The sequence below is a fragment of the Actinomycetota bacterium genome, assembly GCA_030018275.1.
Classification (GTDB): domain Bacteria; phylum Actinomycetota; class Aquicultoria; order Subteraquimicrobiales; family Subteraquimicrobiaceae; genus Subteraquimicrobium.
On record JASEGB010000006.1, the window covers coordinates 53,492 to 66,832 of the forward strand.

16 protein-coding genes are annotated in these 13,341 nt (G+C 48.0%); all 16 read left to right on the forward strand.

What is annotated here, in order from left to right:
- Nucleotides 1–90 precede the first annotated feature (90 nt).
- The 16 genes from rsxC to rpmA all read left to right on the forward strand — a co-directional run bounded on the left by rsxC (nt 91) and on the right by rpmA (nt 13,312).
- The gene (gene rsxC / locus QMD66_03680; GenBank protein MDI6821954.1) at nt 91–1,404 is read left to right on the forward strand and encodes an electron transport complex subunit RsxC; all 1,314 of its coding nucleotides are present in this window, start codon (nt 91–93) and stop codon (nt 1,402–1,404) included.
- 16 nt (nt 1,405–1,420) lie between these two features.
- Entirely contained in the window at nt 1,421–2,380 is a 960-nt protein-coding gene (locus QMD66_03685; protein ID MDI6821955.1) for an RnfABCDGE type electron transport complex subunit D, read from the forward strand.
- Nucleotides 2,377–2,934, forward strand: coding sequence for an RnfABCDGE type electron transport complex subunit G (locus QMD66_03690; GenBank protein ID MDI6821956.1), 558 nt, complete (start codon nt 2,377–2,379; stop codon nt 2,932–2,934). Before QMD66_03685 ends, QMD66_03690 begins: the two co-directional genes overlap by 4 nt.
- Before the next feature lie 219 nt (nt 2,935–3,153).
- Nucleotides 3,154–3,765, forward strand: coding sequence for an electron transport complex subunit RsxE (gene rsxE, locus QMD66_03695; protein MDI6821957.1), 612 nt, complete (start codon nt 3,154–3,156; stop codon nt 3,763–3,765).
- Entirely contained in the window at nt 3,765–4,385 is a 621-nt protein-coding gene (locus QMD66_03700; GenBank protein ID MDI6821958.1) for an Rnf-Nqr domain containing protein, read from the forward strand. Before rsxE ends, QMD66_03700 begins: the two co-directional genes overlap by 1 nt.
- A 120-nt stretch (nt 4,386–4,505) precedes the next feature.
- Complete coding sequence (locus tag QMD66_03705) at nt 4,506–5,312, forward strand: RnfABCDGE type electron transport complex subunit B (protein ID MDI6821959.1); 807 nt, start codon at nt 4,506–4,508, stop codon at nt 5,310–5,312.
- A 124-nt stretch (nt 5,313–5,436) separates the two neighbouring features.
- Entirely contained in the window at nt 5,437–5,811 is a 375-nt protein-coding gene (locus QMD66_03710) for a NusG domain II-containing protein (protein ID MDI6821960.1), read from the forward strand.
- Nucleotides 5,795–6,361, forward strand: coding sequence for a Gx transporter family protein (locus QMD66_03715; GenBank protein MDI6821961.1), 567 nt, complete (start codon nt 5,795–5,797; stop codon nt 6,359–6,361). The genes QMD66_03710 and QMD66_03715 overlap by 17 nt, the downstream gene beginning before the upstream one ends.
- Nucleotides 6,362–6,368: 7 nt before the next feature.
- On the forward strand, nt 6,369–7,064 hold the full coding sequence (radC, locus tag QMD66_03720) for a DNA repair protein RadC (protein MDI6821962.1): 696 nt from the start codon (nt 6,369–6,371) through the stop codon (nt 7,062–7,064).
- 49 nt (nt 7,065–7,113) lie between these two features.
- Nucleotides 7,114–8,130, forward strand: coding sequence for a rod shape-determining protein (locus QMD66_03725; GenBank protein ID MDI6821963.1), 1,017 nt, complete (start codon nt 7,114–7,116; stop codon nt 8,128–8,130).
- A gap of 100 nt (nt 8,131–8,230) precedes the next feature.
- Nucleotides 8,231–9,079 (forward strand): rod shape-determining protein MreC, encoded by an 849-nt coding sequence (gene mreC / locus QMD66_03730; GenBank protein ID MDI6821964.1) that lies wholly within the window; start codon nt 8,231–8,233, stop codon nt 9,077–9,079.
- Between the two features lie 2 nt (nt 9,080–9,081).
- Nucleotides 9,082–9,561 (forward strand): rod shape-determining protein MreD, encoded by a 480-nt coding sequence (gene mreD, locus QMD66_03735; protein MDI6821965.1) that lies wholly within the window; start codon nt 9,082–9,084, stop codon nt 9,559–9,561.
- 380 nt (nt 9,562–9,941) lie between these two features.
- Nucleotides 9,942–10,640: a TIGR03936 family radical SAM-associated protein gene (locus QMD66_03740; protein ID MDI6821966.1), complete on the forward strand. Its 699-nt coding sequence runs from the start codon at nt 9,942–9,944 to the stop codon at nt 10,638–10,640.
- A 381-nt stretch (nt 10,641–11,021) separates the two neighbouring features.
- Entirely contained in the window at nt 11,022–12,530 is a 1,509-nt protein-coding gene (locus QMD66_03745) for an Rne/Rng family ribonuclease (GenBank protein MDI6821967.1), read from the forward strand.
- 176 nt (nt 12,531–12,706) lie between these two features.
- Nucleotides 12,707–13,027 (forward strand): 50S ribosomal protein L21, encoded by a 321-nt coding sequence (gene rplU / locus QMD66_03750; protein ID MDI6821968.1) that lies wholly within the window; start codon nt 12,707–12,709, stop codon nt 13,025–13,027.
- A gap of 30 nt (nt 13,028–13,057) precedes the next feature.
- On the forward strand, nt 13,058–13,312 hold the full coding sequence (gene rpmA / locus QMD66_03755; GenBank protein MDI6821969.1) for a 50S ribosomal protein L27: 255 nt from the start codon (nt 13,058–13,060) through the stop codon (nt 13,310–13,312).
- Nucleotides 13,313–13,341: the final 29 nt, after the last annotated feature.

Here is a 13,341-nt window from a genome sequence, read left to right on the forward strand (position 1 = left end):
GACCAATTTAATAATTGTCAAAATCTGTATTTTCGTTATATAAATGTTTATAAGTCATAAATCACCTATTTTAAAGAAGTAAGGAGGAAGATGAGACCAAGGACTTTTGAGAGAGGCATCTATCTTTTAGGGAGGAAAGAGGCTACACAAAACAAGCCCATTGAGGATATCCCCTTGCCACCGGAGGTGGTCATCCCCCTGCACCAGCACGTTGGTGCTCCCTGTGATCCCTTGGTCCAAAAGGGGAATAGGGTTCTAGTCGGACAGAAAATAGGGGATACCGATACCTTTATTTCCGCACCAATCCATGCCAGTGTCTCTGGAGAAGTCAAGGCCATCGAACCCCATCCCTATTTCATGGGCACAGAGGTTTTGAGCGTGGTTGTAGTCCCCGATGGTGAGCAGGAAGAAGTAAGACTTGAAGTACCAGATCAAGATAAACTCACCCCAGATCGGGTACGATCCATAGTTAGAGAGGCGGGCATCGTGGGCTTAAGCGGAACGGTCTTTCCCACACACGTCAAGCTCTTGCCCCCGAAGGAGAGACCCATCGATAGTGTGATCATAAACGGCTGTGAATGTGAACCCTACCTCACCGGCGACTACAGAAGTATGCTCGAATCAACGGAATCCTTGATCGTTGGATTGAAAATAATCCTGATGACTGTGGGGGCAAAGAAGGGCTACTTTGGGATCGGGGTCGATAAAGCCGAGGCCATAAAGAGGATTGAGGATTTAACGGCTCGCGAACAAAACATCGAAGTGGTGCCGCTGGACACCAAATATCCCCAGGGTTCGGAGAGGCATTTAATCAAAGCAATTTTGGGAAGGGAGGTTCCGAGGGATGGAGTGCCCATGGATATTGGAGTCCTGGTCCAAAACGTCGCCACCACCATCGCCATCACACAAGCTGTGAGGGAAGGAAAACCTCTCATGGAACGGGTGCTCACCGTAACCGGGCCGGGAATAAAAAATCCAAAAAATTTGAGGGTGAAAATCGGCACCGTGGCCAGGTATCTCATCGAGCGATGCGGAGGCTTCGAAGGTGAGCCCGGGAAGATAATCTTCGGAGGGGTAATGCGAGGGGAGGCCCAATTCAGTTTGGATGTGCCCGTGGTCAAGGGGTCACAGGGCATAGTAGTGCTGCCCAAAGAGATGGCTGAAATTTCATCCCCGCGCCCCTGCATTAGATGTGGTAGGTGCGTGAAAGTGTGTCCGATGTCTTTGATACCCGCCTTCATCGTTACTTATGTGATGGAGGACAAGATCGATGAGGCAAATGCCGCGGGGGTGCTGGAATGTATAGAGTGTGGAGCCTGTGGTCTCATCTGTCCAGCGGAGATACCCTTCATTCAATATATAAGATTTGCCAAGAACATCTTGCTTAAGGAGAGAAAAACCTAAGGAGAGAAAGTCCAACATGGCTCCGGAAGAACTCGAACTTGTTGTATCCGTTCCACCCCATATCCGTGAAAGGGAAGAAGTTTTCCAGATCATGTTCTGGGTTATCTTAGGCTTGTTGCCTGCAACCCTTGGAGGCATTTACTTCTTCCACTTTTATGCAATAAAGGTCATCGTACTCTCCATTTTAGCTGCGGTTGCAACGGAGGCTTTATTCCAAAAAGCCCGAAGGTTGCCCGTAACCATAAACGATGGCAGCGCCATTGTTACTGGTCTTCTTCTGGCTTTATGTCTGCCTCCAAAGGTTCCATGGTGGATTCCCGTGGTCGGTGGGTTCATCGCCATCTTTCTGGGCAAGCAGATATTCGGAGGTCTGGGCTATAATATTTTCAATCCCGCCCTTGTCGCTAGAGCTGTGCTCCTTTTATCATGGGCTGAACATATGACCAAGGATTGGTATACCGCTTTGAAGGTCGACGCCATCGCCAGGGCAAGCCCCTTGTTCCTTGCCAAGCAGGTAAAAATGGGTTTATTTCAGTTGGATCTGACTCGTTTCTACAAAATTTGCTTATTCGGTAATCCCAGTGGTTGCATCGGCGAAGTTTCGGTATTGCTCCTTTTAATTGGGGGCGGTATTCTCCTCTGGCGAGAGATCATCGATTGGCGCATTCCCGCGGGTTTTATTGGAAGTGTCGCCGTCCTTTGTCCGCTTTTGGGGATGGATCCGATCTTTCATGTTCTCGCCGGGGGCTTGATCCTGGGAGCCTTCTTCATGGCCACCGATTACGTGACCTCACCCATCACCCCAAATGGAAGATTGCTTTTCGGTATAGGCTGTGGTGTCATCACCATATTGTTGAGGTCTTACTCTATATTACTGGAGGGTGTGACCTACGCCATTTTATTCATGAATGCCTGCACACCCTTGATCGATAAATATATCCAACCGCGAAGATTTGGAGTTTCGAAAGGGAAATGAGGAATATTATAAGATTGGGGATAACTTTAATGATGGTTTGCTTTATAGCGGCTGGCAGTTTAGCTGCTACTTATAGCCTTACAAAGGAAAGAATTGCCTTGCAGAAGATGGAAGAGCAATTCAAGGCGTACATGGAGCTCCTCCCTGGGATAACGAGCGCCAAAGATTTCAAGGAGAGAAAGGATTTGTATCCCAAATTTAAGAAGGAGTACAAGGATTTGGACAAGGTCTTCGAGGGCTATGTGGAGGGGGAAAGGGTTGGTTTCATCGCTCAAAAGATACCAAAGGGCTATAAGGGACCAATAAAACTGGCCGTGGGAATAACCTTAAACGGAAAAGCGAGTGGAATCGCCGTCATAGAACACAGTGAGACTCCGGGTTTGGGTGCTAAAATAGAGGAAGCCTCATTCCAAAAGCAATTCAGGGGGAAATCCCTAAGTGATCCAATCGAGGTGGGAGAGGATATAGATGCCATCAGTGGCGCCACCACGTCGTCAAAAGCAGTTACAAATGCGGTCAAAGAAGCCCTTGAGTTATGCGAGAAGATAAAATAACCCAAATTCAAAATTTAAAAACCAAAATGCAAAATGACAAAGTAAAATTCAAAAAGGAATTCAAGGAGAGAGTTTACCGCTTTATTTTGAAGCAGGTTCTGGCTAGCACTTTTGAGAGATGTAATTTTGATTTTTGATCTTTGCATTTTAAATTTCGTATAGGAAAACTCTGGTGGAGAATTTGCCAGCCCAGGTCAATTGCGAGAGGGGTGTGGGAATATGAATCAAGTTTGGCACGATTTTAAGAGCGGTATCGTCGCCGAAAATCCCCTCTTGCGATTGATGATCGGTTTGTGCTCAGCCCTAGCCGTGTCCACGCGTGTGGAATATGGTATCTTCATGGGCATCGCAGCGAGCTTTGTGCTTTTTTCCTCGAATATCATCATCTCCGCCATTCGGAGATGGACGGCCGATCAGATAAGGATTCCCATATTCATTACGGTAATCGCCTCCTTTGTGACCATCGTCGATCTAGTCATGAGAGCCTATTTTTATCCTGTATATAAAGTATTAGGAGTGTGGATACCTTTAATCGTAGTCAATTGCATCATTTTGGGGCGAGCCGAAGCCTTTGCCTACAAACATAGCATCATTCGCTCCGCTGCCGATGGACTGGGGATGGGCGCGGGCTACACGCTAGTGCTCCTGGTAATGGGCTTCATCAGGGAGTTATCGGGCACGGGCAAGATTATACTCTTCGGGCAGATCTTGGTGAATTTGGGCGCTGGCTTTGAGCCTCCATCCATCATGATTCTGTTCCCGGGAGCCTTTTTGACCTTCGGTTTTCTCATGGCATTGCTCAATATCGTGCAAAGTAGGGGGAGAAGCTAATGGGCGAAGCGCAACGTCTATTCTTTCTATTCTTAGGAGCCTTACTCATTTACAACATCCTACTCATCCGCTTCATCGCTCTGTGCTCCTTTTTCGGGGTCTCAACCCGGATGACCACATCCATCGGGATGGGGTTGGCAGTTATCTTCGTGATGACCATGGCAAGTGCGGTGAGCTGGGTTGTCTGGAATTATGTTTTGGTCCCCCTTCACGTGGGCGAGTTCCTGTATATTCCAGCTTTCATTTTGGTCATCGCCAGTTTGGTCCAGTTTGAGGAGATGGTCATAAGGAAGATAAGCCCCGCGCTCTTTCGAGCCATGGGGATTTATCTTCCCCTGATCACCACCAATTGTGCCGTTTTGGCTGCGGCGACGGAGAGCGTAAAACCCGGATTTCTGAAATTACATATCCCCTACGGGTTTTCCTTTATTGAATCCATCATTTATACTTTGGGTGTCGCCCTTGGTTATACCATTGTCATCATAATGTTCACGGCGATTAGGGAGAGAATCGAGGGAGCGCCGATTCCATCCTCCTTTAGAGGCTTTCCCATCGCCTTCATTGTAGCTGCCCTGATGTCCCTGGCTTTCATGGGATTTGCGGGATTGTTTGGATTGTAAAATGCAGAAACAAACCGTAGAAACAGACCTTTAGGTCTGTTAGGGTAACAGTTAAAGACCTGTTTGTACAATACATTATTTTGCCATACCCAATAAATAGAAATTTGGGGAGAAGAGACAATGGAAATTATCTTAAAGGCAGCCCTTTCCATGGCCGGATTGGGATTGGGGCTGGGAATTATACTGGGTATAGCTCACAAGAAATTCGCTGTGGAAGTTGACCCAAATGTTGAAAAGATACTGGATGTTTTACCCGGAGCGAACTGCGGAGCCTGTGGTTACGCGGGATGCGAGGGGGCAGCGGAAGCCATAGCCAAAGGAGAGGCTCCCGTTGAAGCCTGTGTCGCCGGTGGACACGAGATTGCAGAGCAGGTAGCTCACATCCTGGGGAAGGATGTACAAAGGAAGCACAAGCCCACAGTATCGCTCGTTCATTGCAAAGGCGGCAAATCGAAGGTCTCCCATCGTTATAGATATGATGGTATTCCCAGCTGCAACATGGCCCAGCAAGTGGCTTCAGGACCCCTAATGTGTTCCTATGGCTGTCTCGGATTCGGCGATTGCGTGGAGGCTTGTCCCTTCGATGCCCTATCTTTGGATGGGAATTCGATGCCCCAGGTGGATGTGGACAAATGCACGGGATGCGGGCTCTGTGCCAAAACATGCCCCAGAGATATCATTTCCTTGGTACCCAAGGATGTTCCAGTAATTGTATTTTGCAATTCGAAGGATAAACCGAGAATCAAGCGAAATATCTGCACCGTGAGTTGTATCGGCTGTAAGGCTTGCGAGAAGGTCTGCGAGGTTGATGCCGTGGTAGTCCAGAATAATTTGGCCGTTGTGAATTACGAAGAGTGCAACGGTTGTGGAAAATGTGTCGAAAAATGTCCCAGAGGTTGCCTCAATTTTCTTAAGCTTAAAGCTTAAGCAGCTGAGCGCCTCTCAGAATTCATAGCTTCTAATCGGGCACAGGCAAGAACTCCCTCACTTGAATCACTCATATCATGGGTGTTAAACTTATGCTAACTTTGAAGCAGGTAAGGGGAAATCGATGCTTACCCGCTACGATAAAGCATTGATTTATTTTTTGCTCCTTTTGGCATCTTTGACCTTCGTGGTGAGCGTGAATTTTGCCAATATTGGAAGAGCTGCAGAATTCGCCATCTCGGCTTGTGGTCGTGAGGTGGGACACTATTCTTTATATCAAAGCCGAAAGGTCAAGGTTCAAGGATGCCTGGGGACAAGCGTGGTCGAGATTTCAGGGAGCAGAGTTCGGATACTCTCTTCCCCGTGTCCCAGGAAGGAATGCATGGCACGGGGGTGGATAAGCAAACCGGGTGAGGTCATCGTCTGTGCACCCAACGAGGTTGTCGTGAAAATCGTGGGAAGCGATGAGGGGAAACCGATCGATGCCGTATCAAAATAGGGCGAAAGAAGTTTTAACCGCGGATTCGGTGGAGATATGCACTCGAAGGTTGGTGCTACTATCCCTCTTTTTGGCCTTGGGCATCGTTCTCTATGTGGTCGAAACGCTTTTTCTTCCCCCCTTTCCCCTACCCGGTGCCAAGCTTGGCCTAACGAATGTGGTCACACTGGTGCTCCTCATTTTTTATTCTTGGCGCGAATGTTTATACAATGTTTTAGCCCGCACCATTTTGGGCTCTTTAATTGTGGGAACCTTTCTTACCCCAGCATTTTATCTCAGTTTTGGCGGTGCATTGATGAGTACCTTCATCATGATCTTTATTTTCAACAGGTTTTATGGGAAATTTAGCTTGGTTGGGGTGAGTCTCACCGGATCGACCACCCACAATATGGTACAATTAACCCTCGCCGGTGCTTTAATTGCCCATCATTGGGGTGTTTTATTTCAGGCCCCATTTTTGATACTGATCGCCATACCGGCGGGAGCTTTCAATGGAATCATCGCTACATACCTGGTGAAAAGATTGTCCGCTGGGAACATGATTTTGTGAGGAAGAGTTGAGTAAGTTAAGATATCACCTTACAATCAAAGAATTGCCCCCCGAGGTCAGACCAAGGGAGAGGCTCTTTCGCTCCAGCGCAAGTAGTCTCTCAAATATAGAGCTTTTGGCGATCATCATCGGGACTGGCAGCAAGGGGCAGACAGCCCTTCAACTCAGCCAAAGGATTTTAAGTGACTTCGAAAGCTTGGGGAATTTAAGTGGCGCCAGTTTGGAGGAACTTTCGAAGATAGATGGGGTAGGCCTTGCCAAGGCGGCAAAGGTTTTAGCCTCCCTCGAGTTGGGAAAGAGATTGGTGCTAGCTTTACCGTTCAAAAGGGTGCTGATCTCCACTCCCGAGGATGTGGTGGATTTGCTCATGCCCGATATGCGTTACTTGGATAAAGAACACTTCAAGGCGTTGATACTGAACACCAAAAATGAGATCCTAAGGATCGTCGATATTTCCATAGGGAGCCTCAATTCATCCATCGTCCATCCTCGTGAGTTATTTAAGACCGCCATTAAGCACAGTGGTTCAGCTCTGATCGTGGTCCACAATCATCCAAGCGGAGACGCGTCTCCAAGTTCCGAAGACATTGCCCTCACGAAGCGGTTGGTCAAATCGGGTGAGATTTTGGGAATTGATGTGCTGGACCACATAATTCTCGGAGATGGAAGATTTACCAGCTTTAAAGAGCGAGGATTGCTATAATTAATAAGGATGGTGGGAAAGGGGAATAAGGGAAATGTTTGATTTCCTCATAGGTCCTTTCGGAAGGGATATGGCGGTTGATCTGGGGACGGCGAATACCAAGGTTCATGTGAAGGGACGAGGACTCGTTCTCATGGAGCCTTCAGTGGTGGCCATAGAAAAGGACGCTGGCAGGATTCTCGCCGTGGGCTCGGAAGCAAAGAGGATGTTGGGAAGGACACCCGGCAACATCGTTGCCATAAGACCGCTCAAGGACGGAGTCATTGCCGACTTCGATGTGACCGAAAGCATGCTCCGGTATTTCATCCAGAGAGTCCATAAGCGCAGGTTTGCGGTGCGACCCAAGGTGGTGGTTTGCGTGCCCTCCGGGGTCACGGAGGTGGAAAAGCGCGCCGTTTTTGAAGCGACCATTCAGGCGGGCGCTAGAGCCGCATATCTGATCGAAGAGCCGATGGCTGCAGCCATCGGTGCGGGTCTTCCTATACAGGACCCCACGGGGAATATGGTCGTGGATATCGGCGGGGGGACCACCGAAGTGGCTGTGATCTCTCTGGGAGGGATCGTATGCAGCGAGTCCATCCGCGTGGGCGGCGACGAGTGCGACGAGACGATCATCGCCCATGTCAAGAGGGAATATAATGTGATGATAGGAGAAAGAACCGCCGAAGAGATCAAGATAGAAATCGGCTCGGCTTATCCGCTTCCCGAAGAGGAGGATGTGGAGGTCCGTGGTCGAGATATATTGACCGGCCTCCCCAAGAATATCATCCTCTCCTCCGAGGAAATTCGAGCGGCTATGGAGGAACCCATTGGTGCCTTAGTTTTAGCCATCAAAAGCACTTTGGAAAAAACCCCTCCCGAGCTTTCCAGCGATGTCATGGACAGAGGAATAGTCCTCACCGGTGGAGGCGCCCTCCTCAGGGGAGTGGATGAAAGATTAAGACAAGAGACGGGCATGCCCGTGCACATCACCGAGAATCCTCTTACCTGCGTGGTGATCGGATCTGGAAAGGCTCTGGAAGAGATAAACGTATTAAAGAAGGTACTCATCGGTTCGCAACGCTGAAGCGGTGATAGAGATCGTCGCAGGACAAGCCGCATGTCTTAAGACCCTTTGACATGCATCCTAAAGTCGTGCGACTTAAATTTTTGAGGGAGGGGTATCCTTGTACCTTCGCTGGAGACGTGATCGGATAATTCTCGCGGCTTTAATAATGATGAGCATAGTAATCCTTACCCTTCACTTTAAGGAAAGCGAGGAAGGCTTGGTTCATAGGGTTCAGAGGATAACGGTGGGTCTCATGGCCCCCCTTCAAGCTGGGGTCTCCAGGATGGTGGATCCCTTCCGACATGGCATCCATTTCCTCGCGGAGATTCGCGATCTTAAGCGGGAAAATGAGAGACTGAAAAGGGAGGTGGCGGAACTCAAGAGGGATTTGATTTCGCTCAAAGTGGTAGCCAAGGAAAATCAACGCCTCCGAAGGCTCATTGGGTTTAAGGAGAAAACCACTTTTGAGGTTCTTCCGGCACGGATCATCGGAAAATCTCCCACCGGTTGGCAGGCGATCATCATTTTGGATAAGGGATCTGCGGATGGAGTGAGGAAATACATGCCCGTGGTGGTCGATGAGGGTTTAGTGGGTCAGGTGGTCGATGTCTCCTCCCATGCCGCACAAATCCAACTAATAACCGATCCCAAAAGCGGTGTTTCTTGCCAAATCTTGAGCACGGGTGAGCGTGGAATCTTACAGGGCGAGACAGGTGGGGAGCTAAAGCTGAACTTTATCCCTAAGGATTCCAAGGTGAGGAAGGCGGATGCGGTTATAACATCGGGATTGGGAGGCGTTTTCCCTCCCGGAATTTTTGTGGGCACAGTAAGTGAGATTAAGGTCAATCCCTATGGGCTATATAAAGAGGTCAAGGTGAAATCTTCCGTGGATTTCTCGAAGTTGGAGGAAGTTTTAATCATCACCAGTCCTCCACCAAAAACGTCCTTTCCCACGGAGGAAGGTTAAATATGCCCTCCTATCTTTTGGGTTTTTTGGTCTTGTTGGCCGCGTTCATCCTACAAACGACGATTGCTCCGCATATAGATATTAGGGGTGTTCAACCGGATTTTATCCTCATCGTGGTGGTCACTTGCGCCTTCATAGAGGGTCCCGCGATAGGTTCAGTAGCGGGTTTTTTTGGAGGCTTGTTACATGATCTGGTTTTAACCCAGATCGTGGGGATTCATGCCCTGTGTAAAACCATTGTGGGCTACGTCGCTGGCTTGGTGGAGAGAACCATCTTCGCCGAAAGCATCTTCTTACCCATGGCTGCCATCTTCCTGGCTTCGCTATTGAATCAACTGATTTATGCTGTAGTCATCTTTTTGTTAGGCTATGAGGTTCCATTTCTAATGGTATTGATGACCATAGTTATTCCCTCTGCCTTTTATAACAGCTTGCTCACGCCCCTTGTTTATCCGGTGGTTTGCAGATTGGCGACTCCTTAAGAAAAGGTTTTACGTTGTGAAAAGGAAATACTTTTCTATATTTAGGTCAAAAATACTCCTACATAAAGCTCATAGCTCTGTAGCTCGGAAGCTCGGAACTAATTTATTTGTGCCCTAGACATAAATAGAGTGATCTCTAAGAGCCATCCTTACAGGTGCTAGCTGCTGCCCCGACAAGTCGGGGCTGCGGCTCTCTCAGGGCGAACGCCCTCCATAAGTTCGGGTGGGCCGTTGCCGCTGCTGTTCGAGCCTTGCTCGCTTAACGGTTCTCTTAAGATGCGCCTTCCAGGATACTCTTATCGAATTATTAAGCGTGAATTATGTCTAGGCTATAATTTATTTATACCGTGAACCGGTGAACCACTATAACTTTTGAAATAATGTATAAATTTAGGGTAAAATATCGAAAATCTGGCATTTTAAGATTCCTTTCGCATCTTGAAACCGTACGTGCATTTGAAAGGGCGGTGAGGCGAGCAAACCTCCCCTTCACTTTAACCAAGGGCTTTAGCCCCAAACTCAAGATTTCCTGGGGTCCGCCCCTTCCCGTTGGTTTTAGTAGCTGCGCAGAGTATTCTGATTTCTTCCTCACCGACTACCTGAATCCTGAGAGTATCATTGATTCCTTAAATAAAGCCTTGCCCCATGATATTCGTATCTTGGAAGCAAAATATGTTCCGTTACATTCTGCCTCTTTGATGAGCATAATCAATGTAGCCAGCTACAAAACGTTGATCAAAGTTGATCCCGGTCTGTCCCGCGAGGAGCTCAAGGATGGCATGGATGGGCTTTTGACTCGGGGAAGAATTTCGGTTTTCAAGAAAGATCGCGAAAGAGCAGTGGATTTACGGCGATCACTCTTGGATTTTGAGGTTAAAGAAGTTAAAAATGGCGAGGTTACTCTGAGGTTCTCTCTTCAGGTCGGGGGCAAGGAGAGTATCAGAGCGGAGAATCTCATAAAAGCGCTATTTGAGCGGTTTCCAAAATCCTTGTCATTTGAAATAATTGAAATTACGAGAATGGGTCTTTATGTAAAGGTGGGCGATGAATTCATCGATCCCCTCAAATATGGTGGGTAGTTGTAATGTTTGCGCACATTGGTAACACTTATATTGCTCGATGGCATCCCTCCGAGTGCTAGCTGCTGCGAGCCTACTCGCTACTCTCTTAAGGGCAACGCCCTCCATAAGTCCGGGTCGGACTGTTGCCGCCGCTGTTCGAGCCTTGCTCGCTTAACGGTTCTCTTAAGATGCACTCTCCAGGATACCCCATCGCACAAAAAATGAGCTTAATCTTGATATAATTACTGTGAACTGTGAACCGTGAACGGTGAACCATGTAAGAGTGTAACCAATGTCTGCGATTAATACAGAAGTTGTTGATTGGAAGTAAGAAATCTTGTAAAATCTTTCACTCCCGACTCCTAACTACCAACTCCCAACTCGTCATGGAGGGATAATATGGCTGAACTAAAAGAGATAATGATCTCGGTGGATGATTTTGAGGCTCGGGTAGCCATTTTGGAGAAGGAGAGATTGGCCGAGATTTACGTGGAGCGAAACGATGCTCCATCCATCATGGGCAACATCTATCTGGGGCGCGTTAGCAGCATATTGCCCGGCATGGATGCAGCCTTTGTGGATATCGGCCAGGAGAAAAGTGCCTTTTTGTGCGTAGGGGAAGTCGTCTTTCCCGAGGAGGTGGATTCCTTACCCCAAAAGATACATTACTTTTTAAAACCGGGTCAGGATATATTGGTTCAGGTTGCCAAGGGACCCATGGGCACAAAGGGTGCCAGGGTAACCGCTCAGATCGCTTTACCCGGCAGACATCTGGTCCTCCTTCCCTTCGGGGATTCCGTTGGAGTATCCCGCCGTCTTTCCGAAGACGAGAGGGAAAGATTGCGAATTCTTTGCGAGGGCATCAAGCCCGATGATATGGGCCTCATCGCCAGAACGGCCGCTCAAGGTGTGGGACTTGAGTGGTTAAAATCAGATCTCAAGTATCTCATTAGGACTTGGAGAAATCTTCAGCGCCAGGCCGAAAAGAGTAAAGCACCGAAGGCCATCTACAGGGAAGAGGGACTCGCACTGCGTGCCGCAAGAGACATATTCACTTCCGATTTTATACAATTGGTCATCGATTCTCCCAAGGAATACAAAAAGATCCAAACATTCTTAAGTGAAACTTCTCCGGGACTCAAAGACCGCGTGAAGCTTTATTCGGGAAGCATCCCCCTATTCGAAAAGTACAACGTTGATTCCCAACTGAGAAAGGCCCTCAGGAGAAGAATTTGGCTAAGGTCAGGAGGATATATCACCATTGACACCACGGAAGCCCTCACCGCCATCGACGTCAACACGGGCAAGTATGTCGGGAAGACCAGCTTGCAACGAACCATCCTCAAAACGAATCTTGAGGCGGCTCGAGAGATCGCGGATCAAATTCGTTTGAGGGATATCGGTGGAATCATAGTGATAGACTTCATCGACATGGAGGATCAAAAAGACAGGGAGAAGGTTTTTTCAGCCCTAAATGAAGCCCTGGCCATGGATAGGGCAAAGACTAATGTGGGGGAATTTTCGGAATTTGGTGTAGTGGAGATGACCAGGAAAAAATTCTGGCAGGGACTATTGGAAAGCTTATGTGCTCCCTGTTTAAGCTGCGAAGGATCGGGTGTGATGCTTTCCGATACCGCGGCGGGAATTGAAGCCTGGCGAGGGATAAAAGGGTTTTGTCGAGCCAAATCTTCGGAGGCTTTGCTGTTTAAAGTTCATCCCAGGGTGATCAACTTTCTTGCGGCGAGGAGGGCCAAATTGCGCAAGAGAATGGGAAGAGATGTTTACCTTTATGGCGACCCCACGTACTCACCGGAGGGCTATGAACTCGTGAGCGAGGGTTCCCACAGAAAGATAAAGCGTGCCTATAAAGAGCTGTGCAAGGAATATGCCATCCTTCACCTCACCTGAGATTAAACGAAAGTTCTAAAACCCAGCTGAGTTAAATTTTTACAGCCCACACTCGCTTTTGCAAGGCCCTGAGCAGCAAGTTTATGCGTTTTATGACCCACCTATAATTTATGTAAATTGACAACTAAAGTCCTTCTTTGTTAGGATAGAGTGCTGGTTAAGGGAGGAATTATTGCATGCCGTATGCTATTATTGAATCTGGGGGCAAACAATATAAGGTTCGGAAGGGAGAAGAAGTTCTCATCGAGAAAATAGAGGGCAAGCCCGGTGATAAGGTAAAGTTCGATAAGATAATTTTCTTAAGCCATGGCGATCAAAAGATTCATCAAAAAGAGGTGCTTTCCAAGGTAAAGGTGAAGGGCACTATCGTCGAGCAGTTAAAGGGCGAAAAGATAATCGTATTCAAATATGAACCGAAGAAGGGATATAAGCGGATGAGGGGACACAGACAAATCCTAACCAAAGTGAGGATAGATGATATAAAGGTCCCCAGCTAACAAACTCCCAACTATCCGGAGGTTGATAAAATGGCTCATAAAAAGGGAATGGGAAGTTCCAGAAATGGAAGAGATAGTCGATCCAAGCGCTTGGGAGTTAAGCGTTATGGTGGTCAGTTCGTGACGGCGGGGAGCATCCTCGTTCGCCAGCGAGGTACGAGGATAAAACCCGGTCTCAATGTAGGGCTTGGGCGCGATTATACGCTTTTCGCTTTGATCGATGGCTATGTGATGTACGAATCTCGCAATAACTCGCGTAAGGTAAGCGTGCTCGCGCAGGCTTAAGCCTAGAAACGAATCTCGAATTGACCCAG

Excerpts from the sequence above, each read along its gene's own strand:
- rsxE (MDI6821957.1), top strand. The coding sequence starts at position 3,154 with ATGAATCAAGTTTGGCACGATTTTAAGAGCGGTATCGTCGCCGAAAAT.
- QMD66_03700 (MDI6821958.1), top strand. The coding sequence starts at position 3,765 with ATGGGCGAAGCGCAACGTCTATTCTTTCTATTCTTAGGAGCCTTACTC.
- QMD66_03740 (MDI6821966.1), top strand. The coding sequence starts at position 9,942 with ATGTATAAATTTAGGGTAAAATATCGAAAATCTGGCATTTTAAGATTC.
- QMD66_03715 (MDI6821961.1), top strand. The coding sequence starts at position 5,795 with ATGCCGTATCAAAATAGGGCGAAAGAAGTTTTAACCGCGGATTCGGTG.
- QMD66_03690 (MDI6821956.1), top strand. The coding sequence starts at position 2,377 with ATGAGGAATATTATAAGATTGGGGATAACTTTAATGATGGTTTGCTTT.
- QMD66_03710 (MDI6821960.1), top strand. The coding sequence starts at position 5,437 with ATGCTTACCCGCTACGATAAAGCATTGATTTATTTTTTGCTCCTTTTG.
- QMD66_03705 (MDI6821959.1), top strand. The coding sequence starts at position 4,506 with ATGGAAATTATCTTAAAGGCAGCCCTTTCCATGGCCGGATTGGGATTG.
- rpmA (MDI6821969.1), top strand. The coding sequence starts at position 13,058 with ATGGCTCATAAAAAGGGAATGGGAAGTTCCAGAAATGGAAGAGATAGT.
- mreD (MDI6821965.1), top strand. The coding sequence starts at position 9,082 with ATGCCCTCCTATCTTTTGGGTTTTTTGGTCTTGTTGGCCGCGTTCATC.
- rplU (MDI6821968.1), top strand. The coding sequence starts at position 12,707 with ATGCCGTATGCTATTATTGAATCTGGGGGCAAACAATATAAGGTTCGG.
- rsxC (MDI6821954.1), top strand. The coding sequence starts at position 91 with ATGAGACCAAGGACTTTTGAGAGAGGCATCTATCTTTTAGGGAGGAAA.
- QMD66_03745 (MDI6821967.1), top strand. The coding sequence starts at position 11,022 with ATGGCTGAACTAAAAGAGATAATGATCTCGGTGGATGATTTTGAGGCT.
- QMD66_03685 (MDI6821955.1), top strand. The coding sequence starts at position 1,421 with ATGGCTCCGGAAGAACTCGAACTTGTTGTATCCGTTCCACCCCATATC.